The organism is Methylorubrum sp. SL192, assembly GCF_026672325.1.
GTDB classification, from domain to species: domain Bacteria; phylum Pseudomonadota; class Alphaproteobacteria; order Rhizobiales; family Beijerinckiaceae; genus Methylobacterium; species Methylobacterium extorquens.
The window spans coordinates 3,745,548-3,766,491 of the sequence record NZ_JAPPQV010000003.1; the positions used below are offsets into that span (position 1 = coordinate 3,745,548).

Consider the following 20,944-nt stretch of genomic DNA (forward strand, 5'->3'; position numbering starts at 1 on the left):
AGGCCGGCAAAGCTTCGTCGCCCGGCGTGCTGCTGCCGCGTGACGCTGGTGTGGAAGCGCGATTGGAAGATCGCGCCCGCTGTGCCATGGGGGACGCCATCCGGCACCCCTGGAACCCGTTTCGATGCGCAATCTGTTCAAGGCCTTCGGCCTGATCGCGGGGCTTCTCGCCCTTCCCGTGCCCTTCGCGGTCCCGCTCGCCGCCCAGACCGTGCCCGTGCGCATCGGCGTCATTCCGGTGATCGGCGCGGCACCCGTCTTCGTCGCCAACGGCGAGGGATGGCTCAAGGAAGCCGGGCTGGCGCCGGCCTTCACCACCTTCGAATCCGGCCCCAACATGATCCAGGCGCTGGCGTCCGGCACCATCGACGTCTACGTCGCCGGCATCGCGCCGCTCGCGGTCGCCCGCACCAAGGGCATCGACGTGCGGGTCGTGGCCGCCACCGCCATCGAGGAGATGGTGTTCGTGGCAGCCCCCAAGCTCGCGCCCTACTTCGCGTCCGCCCCGAGCAAGGCCGAGGCCTTCAAGCAGTTCAAGGCCAAGGAGGGCCGCCCCGCCCGACTCGCCACGCAGCCTCCGGGCTCGGTGCCGAACACCACCCTCCAGCACTGGCTCTGGCAGGTGGCGAAGGCCGACAAGGCCGATGTCGAGATCGTCGCCATGGGCATCGACGCGACCCAGCAGGCGCTGCTGGCCGGCGCCGTCGATGGCGCCTCGATCCGCGAGCCGGCGCTCACCATCGTCCAGGGCCGCAACCCGAAGATCGCGCTGATCGCCACCGGCGGGGAGATGTTCCCCGATCAGCCGGGCACCGTGGTGGCCGTCTACGGCAAGTTCGCCGATGCCAACCCGAAGGCGGTCGAGGGCCTCGTCTCGGCGCTGGTCAAGGCAACCGACCTCTTGAAGACCGATCCGGCGCGCGCCGCGCCGCCGGTCGAGGCGGCGCTCGGCAAGGGCATTACGGACGTCGCCACGATCCAGAAGGCGCTCTCCTCGCCGGCCGCGAAGTTCGTCGCCGACCCGCGCACGATCATCGAGGCGACGAAGAAGATGCAGGCCTATCAGGTCTCGATCGGCACCCTCGACAAGGAGGCGCCGACCGACGGCCTGTTCGACGCCAAGCCGTTCGACGCGGTCAAGAAGCCCTGATTTCCACGATCCTGACGCCATGACCTCGTTCCGCTCGGCCGCCCTGGCGGTCGTCGGGCTTGCCGCCTTCCTCGCCCTGTGGGAGGCCGCACCCCGGCTCGACCTCATCAACCCGGCCTTCCTGCCGCCGCCCTCTTCCATCCCGGCGGCCTTCGCCCGGGAGATCGCCAACGGCGCCTGGCTGACCGCGGTCGTCGAGAGCCTGAGCCACTACGTGGTCGGGCTCGGCGCGGGCGCGCTTGCGGGCGTCGCCCTCGGGCTGGCCACGGGCATGTTCGCTTGGTTCGACAGCCTGACCGCGGGGATCGTGCGGCTGCTGCGCCCCATCCCCGGCCTCGCCTGGGTGCCCTTCGCTATCATCTGGTTCGGCGTCCAGCCAACGGCCGCCGTGTTCATCATCGCCATCGGCGTGTTTTGGATCGTGTTCTTTGCCACCCAAGGCGCCGTGCGCCACGTCGATCGCGACCTGATCGAGGTGGCCCAGGCCTTCGGTTTCCGCGGGCCCCTTGCGCGGCTCACCAAGATCCTCCTGCCCGCCGCCACGCCGGGCATCCTCGTCGGCCTGCGGACGGCACTGGGACAGGCCTGGATGGCGGTGGTCGCCGCCGAGATCTTCGGCGTGCCCGGCATCGGCGCGCGGATGATGCAGGCCTCCTCGCTCCTCTCCACCGACATCGTCGTGGTCTACATGCTCACCATGGCCGGGCTGTACGGCCTGTTCGATACCGGCTTCGTCGCCCTGCAGGGCTGGCTGCTGCGGTGGCGCGCATGAGTGGTCCCATCATCGACATCCGGGGCTTGAGCCTCGCCTACGAGCGCAACGGACGGCGCACCGAGATCCTATCCGCCCTCGATCTCGCGGTGCCGCGGGGGCAGTTCCTCGTCATCGTCGGCGAATCGGGCGTCGGCAAATCGACGCTCCTGCGCGTGCTGATCGATCTGGCCAAACCCAGCGGAGGCACGGTCCATCTCGGCACCGATCCCCAGAAAACCCGCACGCCGATGGCGCTGGTGTTCCAGGACGCGCGGCTGCTCCCCTGGCGGCGGGTGATCGACAACGTCGCCTTCGGCCTGGAGCGGCACGGCCTGTCGAAGCCCGAGCGCCGCGAGCGGGCGGCGGCGATGCTCAAGCTCGTCGGGCTGTCCGATCTCGCCGGCCGTTGGCCGCACCAGCTCTCCGGCGGCCAGCGCCAGCGCGTCGCCATCGCCCGCGCCCTCGCGGTCGAGCCCGAGGTGCTGCTGATGGACGAGCCGTTCTCGGCGCTCGACAGCTTCACCCGCGAGGGCCTGCAGGACGAGATCCAGCGCATCAAGGCGCAGACGGGCAAGACGGTGCTGTTCGTGACCCACGACATCGACGAGGCGGTCTACCTCGCCGACCGGGTCGTGGTGCTGGCGGGCAGCCCCGGCCGGATCGCGGCGGATGTCACCCTCGCGCCGCCCCGCCCGCGCCAGCGCCGGGACGCGGCCCTGGTCGAGGCGGCGCGCCACCTGCGGGCGGAACTATCGCGGCGCTCGGCGGAACTGTGAGGGATCCGTCAAGCTTGCCATCTTGACGGTTCTCTGCCTGCGTTGGAACCATCGGGGCTAGGGTGGTGCGCTTGGGTCCGGGCGCCTGGGGGGATTGCAAGATGGGGTTTTTTCAGGACGCCCTTGTCCGTTTCAACCGGGTGGTGATGTCCTACGCCGGCGATTCCGTTTTCATGCAGGCGGCGGTCTCCGCCGCGGCCAACGTGATCGTCGCCGACGGCGACACCGATGACGAGGAGATCGAGGCGGCTCTCGTCAGCATGCGGGCCAACCCGATCCTTCAGAAATCCTACGACACGCTCACCCTGGAACAGGCGCTGTTCGAAGCACTTGCCCGTGCGGAGCTGCGCGCCGGGCGCCTGGAGAACAGCCAGCACGTCGCGGCCATCGCCGACCGTCCCCTGGAGCAGCGCCAACACGTCTTCCTGATCGCGGCGGACGTGGCCGACAAGGGCGGCATCACCGAGAGCGAGCACGCAGTGCTCGACGAGCTGGCCCGGGCGCTCGACGTGGACAAGGCGGCGCTGCTCGTCTGAGGCGCTGCGCGGGAGCGCCCTGCTCTCAACATTGTCCCGAAAGATGGTCACCGGCTTTCGGAAAAGACGATGCTCGGACCAACCCCTTCTCTCGAACGGCACCGAGCCTATACTTCACGGCTCGGACAGGAGCGCGGCCATGTACAAGGTAACCGGCACGGATCCCGCCGGCCGCACGCTGGCCTTCGCCTGCGGCACGGACGAGCAGGCTCTCGAGAAGACCTGGGAGCTGGCCGGACGCGGCTTTCGCAACATCTCCGTCGCCGACCCGAAGGGACGCGAGATGAGCGCCATCGCCTTCGAGCGTTCGCTGGATTTCGACTACGACTGAGCTGGCTCGAAGGGCCGATCGAGCTTCAGCATCGAGCGCTTCTATCCGACGGATTGCTCAACCCACTCCCGCATCCCGAAGTGTCGCCCTCGATAAGAGGGCTCCAGGGATCGCGCGACGTCCGGAGCCCTCCTTCGAGGCCGCTCCGCGGCATCTCAGGATGGGGAAAGAGCGGGATGGCGGGGTCGGGAGACGCCGCTTACGCCGCCCGCTTCTGGTAATCCTTCACATCCGTGAACCGGATCTTCTCCCAGCGCTCCTCCTCGTAGCGGAGTGAGAAGGCGGTGGTGGCCATGAAGACCGGCGCACCGTCGAGGTCGCTCGCCATGGCCGAGCCGTGGGCGTTCACGAACCGATCGATCTCGACCTCCGATTCCGCCTCGATCCAGCGGCAGACCGAGAATCGCGTCGTCTCGTAGTCGATCGGCAGGCCGTATTCCGCCTGGAGCCGCTCCTTCAGCACGTCAAGCTGCAGCGCACCGACCACGCCGACGATGGCCGGTGAGCCGTCCTGCGGGATGAAGACCTGCACGACGCCCTCCTCGCCCATCTGCTGGAGCGCTTCCCGCAGCTTCTTGGCCTTCATCGCGTCGGTGAGCTTGATCCGCCGCATGATCTCGGGGGCGAAGCTCGGCACGCCGCGGAAGACAATCTCCTCGCCCTCGGTCAGCGTGTCGCCGATGCGAAGCGTCCCGTGGTTGGGAATGCCGACCACATCGCCGGCATAGGCCTCGTCGGCGATGGCGCGGTCCTGGGCGAAGAAGAATTGTGGCGCCGAGAGCGACATCGGCTTGCCCGTGCGCACCAGCTTGGCCTTCATCCCGCGCCGGAGCTGGCCCGAACAGACCCGCATAAAGGCGATGCGGTCGCGGTGGTTCGGATCCATGTTCGCCTGGATCTTGAACACGAAGCCGGTCATCTTCGGCTCGGACGGCTGCACGGCGCGCTTGTCCGCCTCCTGGCCGCGCGGGGGCGGCGCGAAGCGGGCGAGCCCGTCGATGAGGTCGCGCACGCCGAAATTGCGCAAGGCCGAACCGAAGAAAACCGGGGTCAGGTGTCCCTCGCGAAAAGCTTCGAGATCGAAGGTCTTGAGACCGCCCTCGGCGAGCTCCACCTCCTCGCGCCACGCATCGGCCGCGCCGTTCTCCGTCAGCAGCGTGTCGAAGAGCGGGTCGCCAAAGCCCGAGACCGGGATCGTGCCGGCATCGTCCGCCGCGTCGAGCCGGCGCACGCGGTTGCCGCCGAGTTCGTAGGTGCCGGCGAAGTTGCGCCCGAGCCCGATCGGCCAAGTCACGGGCGCCACGTCGAGGGCGAGCGTCTTCTCGATTTCGTCGAGCGTCTCGAACGGGTCGCGCGCCTCTCGGTCGAGCTTGTTCACGAAGGTGACGATCGGGATGTCCCGCAGCCGGCACACCTCGAACAGCTTTCGCGTTCTGGCCTCGATGCCCTTGGCGGCGTCGATGACCATCACGGCCGAGTCGACGGCCGTCAGGGTGCGGTAGGTGTCCTCCGAGAAGTCCTCGTGGCCCGGCGTGTCGAGCAGGTTGAAGACGCAGTCGCCGTATTCGAAGGTCATCACCGAGGTGACGACCGAGATGCCGCGCTCCTTCTCGATGCCCATCCAGTCGGACCGGGTGGAGACGCGGTTGCGCTTGGCCTTGACCTCGCCCGCGAGCTGGATCGCGCCGCCGAACAGCAGCAGCTTTTCCGTGAGCGTGGTTTTGCCCGCATCCGGGTGCGAGATGATGGCGAAGGTGCGCCGCCGCGCAACCGGATCGGTCTTCGCGTCAGCGGATTTGGCGTCTGTTTGCATCAGCATGGCGGGCACCGGCCGCCGCGGGGCGGTCGGCCGCTCGTCTCGAAGGGGGACCGGGCGGTGTTCCGCTCTCTACGCGTTCCGCGCCGCCTACGCAAAGCCGACTCCCCTACCCTCGCCCGACGAAGGGCATGTTCGTCGCCATCACGGTCATGAACAGCACGTTGGCCGAGAGCGGCAGCCCGGCCATGTAGACGACGGCCTCCGCGACATGGGCCGCCTCCATGTAGGGCTCGGGCCGGATCGAGCCGTCGGCCTGCCGCGCGCCCTTCCCGAAGCTTTGCGTCATCTCGGTCTCGGCATTGCCGACATCGATCTGCCCGCAGGCGATGTCGAAGGGGCGCCCGTCCAGCGCGGTGGCGCGGGTGAGGCCGGTGATGGCGTGTTTGGTGGCGCTGTAGGGCGCCGACATCGGCCGTGGCGCGTAGGCCGCGATCGAGCCGTTGTTGATGATGCGCCCTCCCCTGGGGTCCTGCTTGCGCATCATCCCGAAGGCGGCGCGGGTGCAGAGGAAGGTGCCCGTGAGGTTGACGTTGACGCTGGCGAGCCAATCCTCGACCGCGATCTCGTCCACCGTCGCGGCGGGGGTGAAGATCCCGGCATTGTTGAACAGCAGGTCGAGCCGCCCGAAGCGCTCGCTCACCGCGGCGAACAGGGCCTCGACGGCACGCGGACCGGACACGTCGGTCGGCACGCATAACGACGGGCCCGGCAGTTCTGCCGCGACCCGCTCCAGCGCCTCGCCCCGCCGCCCGGCCAGCACCAGCCGCCACCCGGCCTGCGCCAACCCCAGCGCCACCGCCCGCCCGATGCCGGAGCCTGCCCCGGTCACGACCGCCACCCGATCCCTCATCGCCATTCCTCTGCCGTCCTGCTCCTGCCATCCGGCCCCAGAATAAGCGGTTGCATCGATCCGGTGCAGGGGCGCCGTGCACCCTCGGCCAATCGCAGGAGCCCAAGTGATCCCCTCACAAACGCGCGTCGGTGCGAGGCACAAGCCTCCAACCCAGTTGCCAGTCCCGCCCGGCCCGTCTAGAGATCCGGCGGCTTGAAGCCGATGGGGCGTCGCCAAGTGGTAAGGCAGCGGTTTTTGGTACCGCCATTCCCAGGTTCGAATCCTGGCGCCCCAGCCAATCTCCGCGCAAGTCGTTGATTTTGCTCTATATTCGCCTTGCGGATTTGGAGCCGGCACACATCTCTGTCGCACATGCCTGTAGCACAGGATGTGCCCCATGCCCGCCATCGCCCATGCCTATCGCCGCGGCGCGACCTATACCTGGCGCCGCCGAATCCCGCAGCCGCTGTGCCGATTTTGTAAGGGCGAAGCGCTTATCGTCAGCCTCGGCACGCGCGACCCGCGTCGGGCCCGCTTCCTCGCCGGCCAACTCACGGCCCATTCCGACGATATGTTCCAGCGCGCCATGGCCAACGCCGATCCCGACATCGTCATGACCCGCCGCCAGCTCGACGGCGTATTCCGCGAGAGCCTGCTCGCTCATCTCGACAAGCTCGATCGCGTCGCCGCCGCCGAGCGCGCCGACCCGAACTTCGATCCCGACGACAGCCGACGTTGCGACCACCGCATGGGGTGGGTTTTTCGCCTGCTGGCCGGTCGAGGTGCTGCCGCCTTCGTCGACGACGGCACGGCCGCGAAGATGGCCGAGCAGGGACTGAGCCGAGAGGATGTCGCCGAGGTCAGCGCCACGCTTGCCGCGATGATCGCGCAAGGCGCGCATCGGATGCCCCAGCAGCGTCTCGAAGCACTTCTAATCAACCAGGAGGCCCCGGCAACGTCAGTGAACCTGTCGCTAGCGCAAGAGGTGACGTTTCGCGCGATGGCGACCGCCGCCTTCGCGACCGAGCGTCGCTACGACGGCGCGCGAATCGAAGACGAGGCGAAGCTGGACGCCATCGTCCTCGGCGAAGTCACCGCGATCACACACCCTTTCGCTCCGCTCACCGATGCCGCGGCTTCTCAATCACCGACAACGGCCTCCAAACCTGTGCCGCAGCGGGCGAAGGAGGCCGCGGATCGGGCGTCAGACAGGCCTTCGTCGCCTCGACAGCCCAGCCCCCGGGTGGTGTCTCTCGAAAATCACCCCGTCATCGAGTTCGGCGAGGCGATGATCGCGGCACGCGCCAGGGATGAGGACTGGGATACTAAGACGCAGGTCCAGGCCCGCCAGATCTTCACCCTCTTTGCCAAGCTCTTGTTCGAAAATAATCTGGTGGACGTCGCTGACCTGCGCCAGAGCCACTTCGCCGATCTCGTCGGCCTTCTGCGTGCCGTATCGCCGAGCTATGGTAAGAGCCCGAAGGATCAGAACCGTACCACGGCCGAACTCAGGGCTGTCGGCGCCAAGCTTGCGCCGGAGGCGCGCGGGATCTCGGGTGCCACCCTCAATCGCCACCTAACCTTCCTTGGCCAATTGCTGACCTATCTGAAGGCGCAGGGACTGCCGCTCGACCCCGGCATCAGTGTCGCCCTCCTGCGGGCCAAGACCAAGAACCGGGCTCGCAACAAGCGCGCGGCGCTGACCAACGAGGATGTCGGGGCGATCTTCCGACTGACTTGCTTCACTGGCTGCAAATCCTGGCGGCAACCGTTCGAGCCCGGCCCCGACACGATCCATCGAGCGCTGTATTTTGCGATCATCCTGCTTTACTACACCGGCGCAAGACGGGAGAAAATTTGCGGTCTCCATGTCGATGATGTGGGTGAACTCGATGGCGTTGCATACATCGATATCAGGCGGAATCAGACGCGGCGCGTCAAGAACGATCAGTCGGTTCGGTACATCGCGTTGCACCCCGAGATTTTACGCCTCGGATTTTTAGATTACGTTCAAGCTATCAAAAATCTCGGGTACTCCCTTGTGTTTCCGGATTTGAAATCCCCGAGCTCAAGAGCTCCCCTTGGAGATCGGCTCTATGACGAGTTCTTAGAGGGCATGAAGATCGCGATTCCTGATGCCGCCGTCAGGAAGAAAGTGATCCACTCCTTCCGGCATGCCCTGGGCAACAACTTGAAACAGGCGCGGGTCCATACGGAGATCCGCGCGGACATCCTCGGGCATGGCGGCAAGGGTGAGACCGACGAGCGGTACTGTGATCCGATCGCACTGCGCTCCATGCTCGCCGATCTCATCAAGCTACCGGCCGTGACGGCGCATCTCGATGCGCAACCGATTCGGCTGCTCGGTTGGGTTTCCGACAAAAAGCCCGCTCCTTTCGCTCGTCAGTCGAAGCGTGCCGCGAAAGGAGCCTCGCCGCGCTAAGCCTCTGAAGTAGATCAAAGGGCTGCCTATTTCGCCTCTAACCGCTCCGAAATTATTCATTCGAGGTGGAGCATTGGTGTCTCCGGCAGGACTCGAATTCATGCCAATTAACTAGGGAAAAATCCAACACTTAGCTGTCTGCCATCAAGCCGATATTATGCGCTCTTGACCACACGTACAAGCGACTTCAGACGCGCGATGCGTGCATGTGTGGGCAGCCATCATCAGTGCAGCTACACTCAGCTCACTGAGCATGTGATCACGCATGGACCGGCCGACGATCTTGCGCGTGGTCAGATCGAGGACGGCAGCCAAGTAGAGCAAGCCCTCGCCCGTTGGCAAATAAGTGATATTGGCTAGCCAGACCGTGTTCGGCCGAGTGGCCTAGAAGCCCTGCGTCAGAAGGTTCGGGGCGATCGGGAGATCGTGGCGGCTATAAGTCGTGCAGGGCCGGAACCGACTCACCGACAGGGCACAGATGCCGTAGCGGCGCATTAGTCGCTCCACTCGCCCGCGGCTGGCTGAACGGCCCTCGGCCAGCAGGGCGGCATGCACCCGTGGGGCATCAGAGCGTCGGTGATGGGCGACACGGAACCGCCGGACATCCTCCAGGAGTTGACGGTTGGAGGCCGAGCGGGCACTCTCAGGACTTGACCGCCAGCCATAAAACCCGCTGAGGGACACTTTGAGCGCGCGGCACATGAGACGCACCGGCCACTTGCGTGCATGTTGCTCAATGACGGCGTAGGTCACTTGGGCATTTCCGCGAAGATGCCTGTGACTTTCCTAGGACGTCGCGTTCCATGCGCGTGCGGGCGAGTTCACCTCGCAGGCGCGCGATCTCGGCGGCCTGGTCGGACGGCGCCGCGACCAAGCCTGGAAGTGAGATCCCGATCGATCCAGCCAGCCGCGGTCGGAGCGGGCCCCCGTTTCAGCGCGGCCCGCAACCGCCGTAACGTCGAGGGCTGGATCCCAAGCTCGGCCCCGATCTGCATCTGCGGCTGGCCGCTGCTCTCCAGCAGGGCAACCGCTTCCCGTTTGAACTCGGGCGTCAACTCGCGCTTAGTCTTAATCGTCGGACACCTTCTCGGCCCATGACGAGCTTATCAAAGTTGTCAGTAAAACCGAGGGAGGATCGCCCGCAACTGAGCCCCTAATCCCGACCAAAGCCTGAGCGCTGAGTACGCTTGCAACCGTCCTTTTATCGTAGGAGATTAGTGTGCGTGGACGCGGTTTGGGAAACAACGCATGTCGATGATGAGCAACGGACCTTCTGAGCGGGAACAAAAAAAGCGCGTTTTCATCAGTTACAGCTGGGCAGATGCACATCAAGTAGATCAACTTAAAGAAGCTGTTCGGTCCGCTGGGCTCGATGTTTGGATAGATCGAGATAACATTCTGCTCGGCGACCGACCAGCAGATAAGATTAAAGATGGCATTGCGGGATCTGACTATTTTTTGCTATATATCACGGACAAATCTTCGAAGTCAGAGTGGGTCAAACGTGAAATTTCCTATGCTTTCGAGCTTTCACGGGAGAAGAAGACCACGATCGTACCTGCTCTAACGGACAACGCTGAGCTACCAATTGAATTTAGCGGCTATTTATATATCGATTTTCGTGAATCCTTCGCGAAGGGCCTCGCTCAACTCAGGAGATTTTTTAAGTCACAATCGGAAACGTCAGAGGCGTTGTCCTTTGGATTTCGACAATCCTCTCCAATCAAACATCATGGCGGCCCGAATCCCTGCGTAGACACCTTGGGTCGCGCCAAGCTAGGCAGTCTAAGATACGCGATGTCGGACCGGCTAACGATTGATCAGATCGGCGTCATTTGGTTCGACATATTCGAGCGGCGAATGGATGATGACGTCAATAGACCGAATGTAGCCATGGCATGTGTCGAACTTATAGATAGAGCTCGTCGTGAAAGTTCCTTACCGCAACTTCTGAAAACCATCTGCCGAAATGTGCCGTCTATTGCGAACCACCCTAATCTTATGGACTAAATAAAGTTCTAGAATTAAATTTAATTGTTAATTCAAAGGCCCGAAGCCTACGACACCGATCACCTTAGGATGCATTTGTCATAGTCTTCAGCTTTGGGCGACGCTGGAAACCTGGCATCCCTTATCGTGCCCGCTTGGTACTTCAAGACGCAGGCAATAAGGCTGGCTCGAGGCTTCATTGAACTTTGCTGGCCATGTCTGCTGAACGCTGGTCGATTAGAAGCATCCGCAGTCGGCACCATGCAAGCACCAACGATCTAAACAAGCCGGCATATTCGAGCTCACCATTGCTTAGTCCGCACTGAAAATAAAACAATAAGGCCCATGAGCTTTAGTACGAAGATGGGAACAGACGCCGTGCCGCACGTAAGTTGGTTCGATAAATTAAAATCCTACGCCGGCGAAGAGCATCCTTTATTTGACGAGGTGTTTCTACAGCGCTGGGGCGGGCAGATCTGGAATCCCCAGGAGGCAGACAAGAAAGCTGCAAGTATACTCCACACGCAAATTAGCTCGCGCGTTGCGACCCAAGCTATTGGATATCAAGACGGCGACGAGGTCTCTGCACTCGAGAGTGTTTCGCTCCTTTTCGATCGGGCCCGCGACGCAGCAGATAATAATTTTGGTGCCCGTCATTTTGACGTGGTTGTATGGCATGTCCTCAACACTCACGTTCGGCCATTCACGTCTCGCTGGCATCGCGAGGCGAAACTTGGAGCACTTAAGGCACTGGATTCGACAGACGAGTTTCGCGCAGATTTGAAGAAGCTGCAAACCCTGCTCCAGTGCTTTGACATTCTACTGGTTGACCTACGCGATGATGCGCCGCCGCCGGCGGCCGAACCCGGCCAGAAGGATGACAGCGTACAGCGAGAGGTGCGAACACAGCTCCCATTTGGTATTGATGTCACTTTTGGAAAAATTCACCCGGAAGACGCGGAGGCTATCAACCTAGCTGAGGTTGCCGCCATCAAGGCACGTCGTAAGAATTACGGATTAGATATGGACGCGGTTTGCGCATCCGGACTCGCAATTTCAGGCGGCGGGATTCGGTCCGCAACATTTGCACTTGGAATTCTAGTTTCACTCGGCCGCCGGAATCTTCTTCCCCAATTTGACTACCTATCAACCGTATCGGGAGGAGGTTATCTAGGCTCATTTCTCACAACTTTCCTCGCTACTAAGCAGCTGAAAGTAAAAGAGAAGAAAATCGGGTTAAAGTCGTCACAGCAGCCGTTTATCTTGGATAAAGGTGAAGCCCCCGCGTTACGCTACATACGCCACCGAAGCAAATATCTGCAAACTTCTCTATGGGAAAGAATAAAGATTGCTTTTGCTCAAGCGTACGGCATGGCATCGAATATACTGGCTTTATTGGTTGTTCCGAGTACCATCGGATGGATCGAGGCTGGAGTTCGACCAGTCAACGGAAACCCCAGCCCAGATAGTTCAAAATTCTTTTATCTTGCGGTCGCAGCAGCCGTATTTGCGCTGATAATCCCTTCGATAGTACGCTTTATTCCGTATCTCAGAAGATACGCGGACGGCTTGATTGCGCTCGTAAGCAGCATTGCTGTTCTGCTTCTAGCCTGGAATGTACTTGGTTACATTCATAACGGCGTCGCTTCGCTCGGAGAGCGAGCTGGTGGCTGGCTCCTATTCACTTCGGCTGCAATTCCCCTTACAGCATCGGCATTACTCAGCCTATTAAACCAACGGCACTTTCGCACAAAATTGGTTCTTACAATTCTGGCGGCCCTTGCCGCTCCTGTGCTGTTTTTGGGGATAGAGTTGTATGTATATTTGTGGCTCACTGGGACGGCGTATGGGCCTGCGGATCTCAGTAATCGCTATAGCGTGCTTGGAACTTTACTGCTCGGATTGTGGATTTTTGGGATCTTGCTTGATATAAACTTTACATCGCCACACAGACACTATCGAAGGAAGCTCGCAGAAACTTTTCTTATCCAACCCAAAGATGACATCCCAGATAACATATCATTCAATGCTGACGTATCAACAAAACTTTCCGATTTGCTAATTTCATCGTGCGGCTCTTATCCCCTAATGAACTGCGCTCTCAATGTGCCTGGATCTTCAAATACTACTATACAAGGACGACTTACAGATTTTTTCCTGTTTAGTCCAGCATATTGCGGTAGTCCGCTGACGCGATATCAGTGTACAAAGACATGGGAGCGCTCAAATCCGAACTTAAACGTTGGAACAGCTATGGCCATCTCGGGCGCAGCCGTTTCCCCTGTTATGGGGGTGAATTCGGATAATCGAGCTAGATTTTGGCTTACATTACTGAACGCACGTCTTGGATACTGGTTGAGAAAGCCAAACAAGTTACGTCTACTTCCGCCGAATATTTTCTACCTTCTCAAAGAATTACGCGGATCAATGAATGAAAAATCGGGGTTTATCAATGTCACGGATGGCGGGCATATCGAGAATCTAGGGGTTTATGAACTTCTGCGCCGCCGATGCCAATTCATAGTCGCGATCGACGGAGAGCAGGATCCCGAGATGACCTTTCATGGTCTCGCAAACCTGCAGAGATTGGCAGCAATAGACTTTGGGATCCGAGTCGAAATCGACCTAGACGATCTTAGATTACGAGAGACGGGATTGAGTCGGTCGCATTTTCGACTCTGCCGTATCATCTATCCGGGAACCGGAATTCCTTGCGGATATTTGCTTTATGTTAAATTGTCTCTCACTGGTAATGAGGGAGAGTTTCTGCGAAGGCACCGTCTCGATGAGCCGGTCTTTCCGCATCATCCGACCGCCCACCAGAATTTCAGCGAGGTTCAATTCGAAGCTTACAGAGCTTTGGGTGAGCACGTGGGGGAAAAACTGTTCCTAGACGCATTGGTCGGCGACATAAATAAGGAACAAAATGTGGTTCTACAAGACTGGTTCGCAGCTTTAAGCAGGAATTTGCTCAGACCCATTATTTAGCTTAGGTATGTTTTCGCAAAACACCTATAAGCTTTGTTCTATCATGCCAGGGCGCATGTTTCTCCTCCGGATGTACCAAACGAGATTTTGCTTCGGCTCAGTATGCAACCTTAGATGATCTCGATCGATTTGGAAGGCAGATCATTGCCGAAGATCGGCAGTGTATGGTTCGAAAGGCATAAAAGGCCTCTCCGGCAGGGTCTATCTTCCTTTCACATTTTCTTAGATGAACAATATTTTTTGGGCGCAATAAAAGCTGTATAGAACGATGTCGGCCGCGTATGCGTTGATAAGAAAGTCGCGGCATTGACACCTCTTACTTCGAGTCACACCGCGAGGATATTGGAAGGCAGCGCCGTTGCGCTCACGAGTGTCTGTCGTCCTCTCGCAGGAATGCCAGTGCGGATCACGGTTTTGTCCCAGCGTCCCAGAAGCGTTGCTCGACCGCGGCTGGCTGAGCTTCTGGACTTCTGAAACGCTCCTCCCTGACCGAAACATTCAAGTGTCGATGGAACAACGCCACATAGTCAAAGTCGCTGACAAGATCATCTGAGAAGAGTCCGGCCTTTGCGGCGACATCGAGTGTTGCACCACCCGTTGATATAACTGGGACGACAGTAGCGTCAGGTTGCAGGCGCCGAAACATCTCATACTCATTCACTATCCCGCCCATGCCGCCAATAAACACGGCGGCTTTGAATCGATGATCTGAAAACATCCGCTCGCGCATTGCCAGGAGGCTCTTCTCACGATCTGATCCGACTTCATCAGTAAACGTTACATTCTTGAAACGCTCGTTGTCCTGCGGAAACTCATCCTCGAAATGCCGCGACTGGTAGAGTCGGACCCAGCTTCCGTAATCGACGCCAATGTCCTGTGCGATCACCCAGATCATCGGCGTGATCGCCGGATGGCCGCCCCAGACGAGCAGCCGACGACCGAGCGTTACATGGACGAGCGCCGACACCGCCGCAGTAATCGCTACGGTGTCGGCGGTAGCAGCGTATTGCGGTCCGCGTCGTGGATCGGGGATACCTGCTGAGAGGAATACGGCTTCGGTCAAGCTCAGCCCTCCCAGCCGGCTAGTGCCCAACCGGCCTCGGAGACCTTGATGGCACGGACGACACGGATGTTTTCTTGGAGCCATTGCAGGTGCGCGCTCCAGGCTTCGCGGATTCCGATGTGATCGTAGACCAGCACCGGGACCTCGCCTTGATCCGCGCGCCGCGCCTTTTCGGCGACATCGTTAAGGATTTCGGCGGTCGGCACGCCGACGATCGGGTAAGCCCAGATCTTTCGGTCATCGAGCAGCCGCACTGCGATCGCTCGATGAGCGCCTACGCCGTCCACTGATGCGCCGATCTTTTCGACATCGGCCCGCAACTTACCGGTAATGGACATGTATCGGGCAGCGATCGCACGGCTGCGCAGTCGCTCCAAACGAAGTACGATTGCTTCGGCAGCAGTCTGAGCGATGGGCCCATCAGGTCCCGCAAGTTCGGCGGGCTCAAGGTAGACCGTCTCGGCCATGTCCGTCAGCTTGTTGGGCGTATGCGCAGGCCAGATTACCCGGAGCACCTGAATGTCCTTCGCGCGGGCGCGCCCAATCTCCTGGCGTGTCCAGCGGCTGTCGAAGTAGGTCGGCGTGTCGAGCATAACCATAACGTCCGCGTCGACCAGGCGGTGCCAGATGACGTCTTGGAACGGGTCTCCTGGCCGAATATCGTGCGTATCGAGAAAGACATCAAACCCGCGCTCGGTGAGCAGGTCGTGGAATTGTAATGCGGCTGCGCGTGACTCTGTTCGACGGTAGCTGACAAATACCCGTCGCTGCCTTCGTAGCAGTCCCACGCATTCGAGCAACGCGGAAGCGAGTTCAGACATCGCTGGATCATCGTTGCGCCGCCTCAATCCGTTAGTAGATTGGAGGAAATTGGGAACCTGACATCCGAAGTCGCTGTCGGCAGCGACAGTTGAAATGACCGGTGCGCTCGAGCGGACCACCTCCCGCGTGGCCTCAACGTCCAAGGGATTTTCGCTGGCGAAATAGACGGCGGCAAACGCCGCACGCTTGTCCCGCGCAGCCACGTTCGTTCCATCGAGAATGCGCACGTCCTCGTCAATGGCAAGACCGAAGTCCTCAATCATCCCGCACAGCGTCGCGGTAAGGATTGCCTTCTCGTCTTGCGTTACGTGACCCAGGATCGCGAGCTCATATAAACTCATCGGTGCACCTCAACGCCTTGCCGCTGTCGCTGCGGCCTCAATCCACGAAGACATGTTGGTGTAGCCGTCGCCTTGGACCCAATCGTATGTCTTATAGAGGCTGCTAAAGGGTACCTTCTGGCCGTTTTGTTCGACTGACCAGTAGGATAGAGGATTTTTGCCCTGCACGTCTGCGCCAAGCTGCGGGTCCTTCACCTTGTGTATGTCGATAGCGAGCAGTCCCTTTCCGAGTTCGTAGCTGCGCTTGATCTCGTGCCGTACCCACTCACGCTCGTAGGTCTGCGCGCCGAACAGTACTACGGTCACCGACGTGCCCCTGAGTTGTTCCTCAATCCACTTCTCGATGCCGCCAGCGCGCTTCTTCGCCTCCTCAAACGCGGCGGCATCGTAGAAGGGCTGCGCTTCGCCTTTCGCCCGAACGACCCAAGAATTGCGGACCTGGACGATACGTCGGACATCCCGAGCGTAATGGAAGCTGAAAAAGACCCGTCTCGCCATAGATAACCTCGTCCCATGCCCAATGGTTCGGTCGAGCTTGTCGCTGAGGATGCCTCGATGGCAAACCCTCCAGCTTCCCTCTTATGGCATCAGGCAATCGTTCAGGCGAGCGCGACGGCATTCGGCGTCTCGCAACAGTAATTACCCACGCCCTTGCGCGGGATGGGTTTCGCTGATTCTCTCGTGAGATGGGCCGCAGCGAACTGGAACGGCTGAGCCGCGAAGAGCTGATCGAGCTGGTGTTGCGTCTGCAGCGGCCAGAGAAGACGTCGCGCACCTCGTCCAAACCGCCCGAGACCGATCGCAATGAGCAGCGCGCGCAGTCCAAGCCCGGCGGCGCCAAGCCCGGTCACGAGGGCCATAGCCGCGTCGTCAGCGACGATCCCGATGCTGTCGTCGAGCATCGTCCCGAGGCGTGCGCGTGCTGCGGCGCCAGCCTGCACGCCGCTCTTCCGGCAGAGGTCGCCAGCGTCGCCGAGCAGATCGAGCTGCCCGCGGTGGCGCCGATCGTGACGCAGCACCAGCGTCTCGCGGTCTGTTGCCCGCGCTGTGGGGAGCGGGTGGTCGCACCGGTGCCGGAGGCAGCGCGCGGCACCCCGTTTGGTCCGCGGCTGCATGCGGTGGCGACGTACCTGAAGATCTTTCAGGCGCTCTCATACGAACGGCTGCAGGCGGCGCTGTCCGACCTGTTCGGCCTGACCCTCAGCCAGGGCGGGCTGATGAACCTGCTCCGGCGCGCGCAGGGCCGGTTCCGTGCCGGTCGTGACGCGGCCGTCTCGGTCCTGCGCAAGGCCGAGGTCGTCGCCTGCGACGAGACCGGCGTGCGCATCGAGGGCTCGAACGCGTACCACTGGCTGTTCCACTCGGCCGACGCGGTGGTGCACACGGCCTCGCCGACGCGCGGCGCTGTCGTGGTGCGCGAGATGATGGACGGGCACCGGCCCGCAGTGTGGATCTCGGATCGCTACACGGCCCAACAAGGCCACGCGGATGAGCACCAGACCTGCCTGGCTCATCTGGCGCGCGATGTCGCCTACGCTGTCGAGGTCAGCGACGATCCCGTCCCCTGGCGCCTGCAGCTCTGGTTGCAGAGCGTGTTCGCCCTGGCCGAGCGCGTCACCGACTTGGCGGCCTCGACGCTCTCGGCCAAGCGCCGGAGCCTGGATCGGCAACTCGGTGCCATCCTGACCACGCCGAGCCGCTGTGACCTGACCCGCGAGCTGCAGGCCAAGATCAGCCGCGCCCGCGAGCAGCTCCTGGTCTTCCTCGCCTATCCCGGAAAGGTCGAGCCGACCAACAACGGCTCCGAGCGGCTGCTTCGTCCGGCTGTCGTGCAGCGGAAGGTGACCAACGGCTATCGCGTCATGTGGGCGGCCGAGGGCGAGGCCGCCATCCGCACCGTCGTCGACACCGCGCGCCTCACAGGCAGCAGCCCCTTCAGCACCGTCCTCAAAACCATCGGTGCCTGAACCCTGCCATCACAGGCGTGGGTAATTACTCGCAACAGCCGTGGTACCGAATCACTTGCACGAGAAGTCTCTTGCTGCATGTCTGCCCTGCAGCATTAGTTTGTGATCTGCCCCGGACAGCGCGCACAGGCGATTATCCAAGCGCTTGTGCATCAGAAAATTTAGAGGCTGTTACGGATCTTTGGGTGCACCAGTTTTGGGGGATGCAGTCCCGCCGCGCCTACCCATCCGATGTCAGCGATGAATAATAGGGCTTGGTCGCCCCTTACCTGACGCTGCTGCCTGAAGCGGCCGGCCAGCGTGAACACAGCCTGCGGGAGGTGTTCAATGGATTGCGCTACGTGGTGCGATACGGCGTGGCTTGGCGCGCGATGCCCCATGACTTGCCATCCTGGCACGCCGTGTACGATCAGGCGCAACGCTGGCTGGGGGCCGACTGCTTCGAGAACCTAGTCCACGACCTCCGCGCCGTGTTGCGCCTCGCCTCGGGTCGGGCCGAGGAGCCCTCGGACGTGGTGCTCGACAGCCGCACCCTGCGCTCGACGCCTGAAAGCGGCGCTCGCGAGGCCTGGGATGGACACAAGCGCAACCGCGGCTCGAAGCTGCACGTGGCGGTCGATACGCTTGGACAAGTGCTGGCGCTGCACGTCACACCGACCAACACCGACGATCGGGCTGCCGTGGCCGCGCTGGCTGATGCCGTGCAGGAGGCGACCGGCGACAGCGTAGATCTCGCCTATGTCGATCAAGGCTACACGGGCGAGCGTGCAGCGAAGGCGGCGGCAGATCACGGCATTGCCCTGGAGGTCGTGAAACTGCCCGAGGCCAAGCGCGGCTTCGTTCTGTTGCCGCGACGGTGGGTGGTCGAGTGCGCCTTCGCCTGGATGGCGCGCTTCCGCCGCCACGCTCGTGACTATGAACGCCTGCCCACCACCCTGGCAGGACTTCACCTGGTCGCCGTCAGTGTACTGCTACTCCGCAGGGCGGCCGACCTCGCAGAAGCCCCTAACAGCCTCTAGGTTCGGCTCGGCGACGGCCTGAGGACGCGTTCCACCAACAGCGTGGTACCCGCGCGAATGAGATTGCGAGGGCCATGTGAGTTGATGGCGAACCGGACAGACCGGGGACGAGAACAACCCGCCGTAAGGTCTTGGGCGTTGAAGCCTCGTAAGACCCCGTTTCATAATGGGCAGAACAGCTTAGCTATTGAGTGAGCGGCGAGCATCGCAGGCGTTGGGAGAGTTTCTGACGCTCACCCAGGAACCCCGATGTGGACGCCCGCCGCCCGCGCCGAGCTTGCGCGCGAGAGCCTGCCTTACGCAACCAATCTCAGCGATGCCGAGTGGGCGGTGCTTGCGCCGCTTCTGCCTGCGCCGTCCAGCACAGGCCGCCCATGGCGCCGGCCCCTGCGCGCGGTCTTCGACGGCATCCTGTACGTCCTGCGGACAGGATGCGCGTGGCGGCATCTGCCGCTGGACTTCCCGCCGTGGAGCACGGTGCATCGCTGGTTCTTGCGTCTCTCGCAGACAGGCGTGTTCGAGCGCCTCGCTCATGCCCTCACGATGGCCGACCGTGAGCGCGTCGGACGTGAGGCCTGCCCGACCGGCTGTGTCGTCGATGCGCAAGCTGCCCGCTCGGGTGGCGTGGGGGTGGCCGGCGAACGCGGTTACGATCCGGCCCGGCGGGTCGTCGGGCGCAAACGCCACGCACTGACGGATACAGACGGGCGCCTGCTCGTGGCTGCGGTCTCACCCGCTGACCTGCACGACAGCCACGGCGCGATTGCCCTGCTTCGAGCCTCGCGCGGACTGTTTCCCTTCCTGGCCCACTGCTTTGCCGACCGTGCCTATCGAGGCGAGCGTGTTGGCGCGGCCACGACCATCACGGTCGAGATCGTCGAACCCAAGGAGGGCCAGAAGGGCTTTGCGGTGCAGCCCAGGCGGTGGGTCATCGAGCGGAGCTTCGGCTGGATCGCCCGCTGCCGCAGGTTGGCTCGCGACCACGAGGCTACCCCGTCCTCTGCGCTCGCCTTCTTCGTCCTCGCCGCAGCCATGATCCTCGTCAGACGGATCGCCCGAGCTTTATGAAACAGGGTCTAAGCAGAATGGGGTAGCGCCAACTCGCAGCACCTCCTGCGCACAGTCGGTCGACCCGAAACCCCGCACGCAAGCTCAAACGCGGGCTGATGGTGACTTCTCCTTGATCCGGGGCGGGATCTTTAACTACTATCTCGGTGCACGATTGCGGTACTGGTGGCGTGCCGACAACGACCGCATCGTTCGGAGTCTCGTATGTCGCTGAAGTGCCTGTAGCGATCTTAAGTGACGTCAGATACGCGCTAGGTATCACAGACTTCCTAATTTCAGAGGGGGACCCGATGATGATCGTACGATGCGCAAGCTTAGCAATTACCCTCGTAGGACTTCTATACGGTGTATCCGTGGCGAATGCTGCAGATATTACCGTTCGACTCACCTCATCAGATAGTGAGACTGCTTCTGTATTTCTTAACGGAGGAACTGAGAAATGGTCGGGGACCAATGGCGGGGCGGGTGATATTATTAAATCTCGAAGCGGTAAGTACAAATCTGGTACGAACGTGGTTCCCGGCTTCGCCGTAAAGGGGACGGGACTGCTCGTCGGCGAGAGCGGCGCTAACGTTGAGGCTTTCTTCTACAATCTTATTCCGGGTGAAGCCCAACCTGGCAACTCCGGAGTTGCTCATTTTCTAGGAACGGGGAAAGTCGGCAAGTGGGAGGTCAAGTAGGGGATGCAGTGCGGGTGGATGAACTGCACCCCGTTTTCACCGAGCAAGCAACGTAGCTCGCATAGGCATTCGCCTAGGAGCAAGATTATGTCATCGGATCCGAGGTTTGCTCCGCCCGGTCGTGTGGAGGTCATCTCCTTCGTTCAGCGTCGTCGTCGCTGATCCACGGCCGAGAAGGTGCGGCTGGTCGAGGAGACGATGCAGCCCGGCATGTCGGTCTCGTTCGTGACGAGGTGGGCCGGGATCGGGGCGTCTCAGCTCTTCGCCTGGACGCGACGCATACTGGAGGGCAATCACCAAGCCGTGCAGGCGGACGAAGACATTTCGGCACCAGCCGTGTCCGATTTTTCCCGGCACGGGACGGTA

Annotated in this window: 16 protein-coding genes, 1 tRNA gene and 2 pseudogenes; 13 read left to right on the forward strand and 6 right to left on the reverse strand. The window is 61.6% G+C overall.

Features of this window, described 5'->3' with window-relative positions:
* The first annotated feature begins 124 nt into the window (after window positions 1–124).
* The 5 genes from OVA30_RS18325 (at window position 125) to OVA30_RS18345 (ending at window position 3,547) form a co-directional block, all read left to right on the forward strand.
* Window positions 125–1,150 (forward strand): ABC transporter substrate-binding protein, encoded by a 1,026-nt coding sequence (locus tag OVA30_RS18325; protein WP_268176307.1) that lies wholly within the window; start codon window positions 125–127, stop codon window positions 1,148–1,150.
* 19 nt (window positions 1,151–1,169) lie between these two features.
* On the forward strand, window positions 1,170–1,922 hold the full coding sequence (locus OVA30_RS18330; protein ID WP_268176308.1) for an ABC transporter permease: 753 nt from the start codon (window positions 1,170–1,172) through the stop codon (window positions 1,920–1,922).
* Entirely contained in the window at window positions 1,919–2,680 is a 762-nt protein-coding gene (locus OVA30_RS18335) for an ABC transporter ATP-binding protein (protein ID WP_268176309.1), read from the forward strand. Before OVA30_RS18330 ends, OVA30_RS18335 begins: the two co-directional genes overlap by 4 nt.
* A gap of 101 nt (window positions 2,681–2,781) precedes the next feature.
* The gene (locus OVA30_RS18340) at window positions 2,782–3,216 is read left to right on the forward strand and encodes a tellurite resistance TerB family protein (RefSeq protein WP_003596249.1); all 435 of its coding nucleotides are present in this window, start codon (window positions 2,782–2,784) and stop codon (window positions 3,214–3,216) included.
* A 139-nt stretch (window positions 3,217–3,355) separates the two neighbouring features.
* Window positions 3,356–3,547, forward strand: coding sequence for a hypothetical protein (locus OVA30_RS18345; RefSeq protein ID WP_012255472.1), 192 nt, complete (start codon window positions 3,356–3,358; stop codon window positions 3,545–3,547).
* A 199-nt stretch (window positions 3,548–3,746) separates the two neighbouring features.
* On the opposite strand, the gene OVA30_RS18350 is transcribed toward OVA30_RS18345, so the two are convergent.
* Both OVA30_RS18350 and OVA30_RS18355 read right to left on the reverse strand, forming a co-directional pair.
* Window positions 3,747–5,366, reverse strand: coding sequence for a peptide chain release factor 3 (locus tag OVA30_RS18350; protein ID WP_003596251.1), 1,620 nt, complete (start codon window positions 5,364–5,366; stop codon window positions 3,747–3,749).
* 106 nt (window positions 5,367–5,472) lie between these two features.
* Complete coding sequence (locus tag OVA30_RS18355; RefSeq protein ID WP_268176310.1) at window positions 5,473–6,222, reverse strand: SDR family oxidoreductase; 750 nt, start codon at window positions 6,220–6,222, stop codon at window positions 5,473–5,475.
* A gap of 199 nt (window positions 6,223–6,421) precedes the next feature.
* Between OVA30_RS18355 and OVA30_RS18360 the strand changes: the two genes are divergently transcribed.
* Together OVA30_RS18360 and OVA30_RS18365 are read left to right on the forward strand one after the other, a co-directional pair.
* Window positions 6,422–6,496 (forward strand) — tRNA-Gln (locus tag OVA30_RS18360).
* Between the two features lie 99 nt (window positions 6,497–6,595).
* Window positions 6,596–8,641 (forward strand): DUF6538 domain-containing protein, encoded by a 2,046-nt coding sequence (locus OVA30_RS18365; protein WP_268176311.1) that lies wholly within the window; start codon window positions 6,596–6,598, stop codon window positions 8,639–8,641.
* Window positions 8,642–8,854: 213 nt separating this feature from the next.
* Here OVA30_RS18365 and OVA30_RS18370 read toward each other — a convergent pair.
* Window positions 8,855–9,714 (reverse strand): annotated as a pseudogene (locus OVA30_RS18370) (IS3 family transposase); the annotation flags it as partial.
* 175 nt (window positions 9,715–9,889) lie between these two features.
* Between OVA30_RS18370 and OVA30_RS18375 the strand changes: the two are divergent.
* Entirely contained in the window at window positions 9,890–10,651 is a 762-nt protein-coding gene (locus tag OVA30_RS18375) for a toll/interleukin-1 receptor domain-containing protein (RefSeq protein WP_264045769.1), read from the forward strand.
* Window positions 10,652–10,993: 342 nt separating this feature from the next.
* A complete protein-coding gene (locus OVA30_RS18380; RefSeq protein WP_268176312.1) occupies window positions 10,994–13,618 on the forward strand; it encodes a hypothetical protein in 2,625 nt (874 codons plus the stop codon).
* 406 nt (window positions 13,619–14,024) lie between these two features.
* On the opposite strand, the gene OVA30_RS18385 is transcribed toward OVA30_RS18380, so the two are convergent.
* Genes OVA30_RS18385 through OVA30_RS18395 form a run of 3 tightly spaced genes read right to left on the reverse strand, consistent with a single transcriptional unit; the run spans window position 14,025 to window position 16,342 of the window.
* Window positions 14,025–14,681, reverse strand: a complete 657-nt coding sequence (locus OVA30_RS18385; RefSeq protein ID WP_268176313.1) for an SLOG domain-containing protein — start codon at window positions 14,679–14,681, stop codon at window positions 14,025–14,027.
* A gap of 2 nt (window positions 14,682–14,683) precedes the next feature.
* A complete protein-coding gene (locus OVA30_RS18390) occupies window positions 14,684–15,844 on the reverse strand; it encodes a toll/interleukin-1 receptor domain-containing protein (RefSeq protein ID WP_264045763.1) in 1,161 nt (386 codons plus the stop codon).
* Between the two features lie 9 nt (window positions 15,845–15,853).
* Window positions 15,854–16,342 (reverse strand): TIR domain-containing protein, encoded by a 489-nt coding sequence (locus OVA30_RS18395; RefSeq protein ID WP_264045761.1) that lies wholly within the window; start codon window positions 16,340–16,342, stop codon window positions 15,854–15,856.
* A gap of 188 nt (window positions 16,343–16,530) precedes the next feature.
* Here OVA30_RS18395 and tnpC point away from each other — a divergent pair, with 188 nt between their 5' ends.
* From tnpC to OVA30_RS18415, 4 genes and pseudogenes are all read left to right on the forward strand, one after another.
* Window positions 16,531–17,811 carry an IS66 family transposase gene (tnpC, locus tag OVA30_RS18400; RefSeq protein ID WP_268176314.1) on the forward strand — a complete coding sequence of 427 codons (1,281 nt, stop codon included), beginning with the start codon at window positions 16,531–16,533 and terminating at the stop codon, window positions 17,809–17,811.
* Window positions 17,812–18,065: 254 nt separating this feature from the next.
* Entirely contained in the window at window positions 18,066–18,830 is a 765-nt protein-coding gene (locus OVA30_RS18405) for an IS5 family transposase (RefSeq protein ID WP_268176315.1), read from the forward strand.
* A 249-nt stretch (window positions 18,831–19,079) separates the two neighbouring features.
* Window positions 19,080–19,898 (forward strand): IS5 family transposase, encoded by an 819-nt coding sequence (locus OVA30_RS18410; protein ID WP_268176316.1) that lies wholly within the window; start codon window positions 19,080–19,082, stop codon window positions 19,896–19,898.
* A gap of 767 nt (window positions 19,899–20,665) precedes the next feature.
* Window positions 20,666–20,922: pseudogene (locus tag OVA30_RS18415) on the forward strand (transposase); the annotation flags it as partial.
* Window positions 20,923–20,944: the final 22 nt, after the last annotated feature.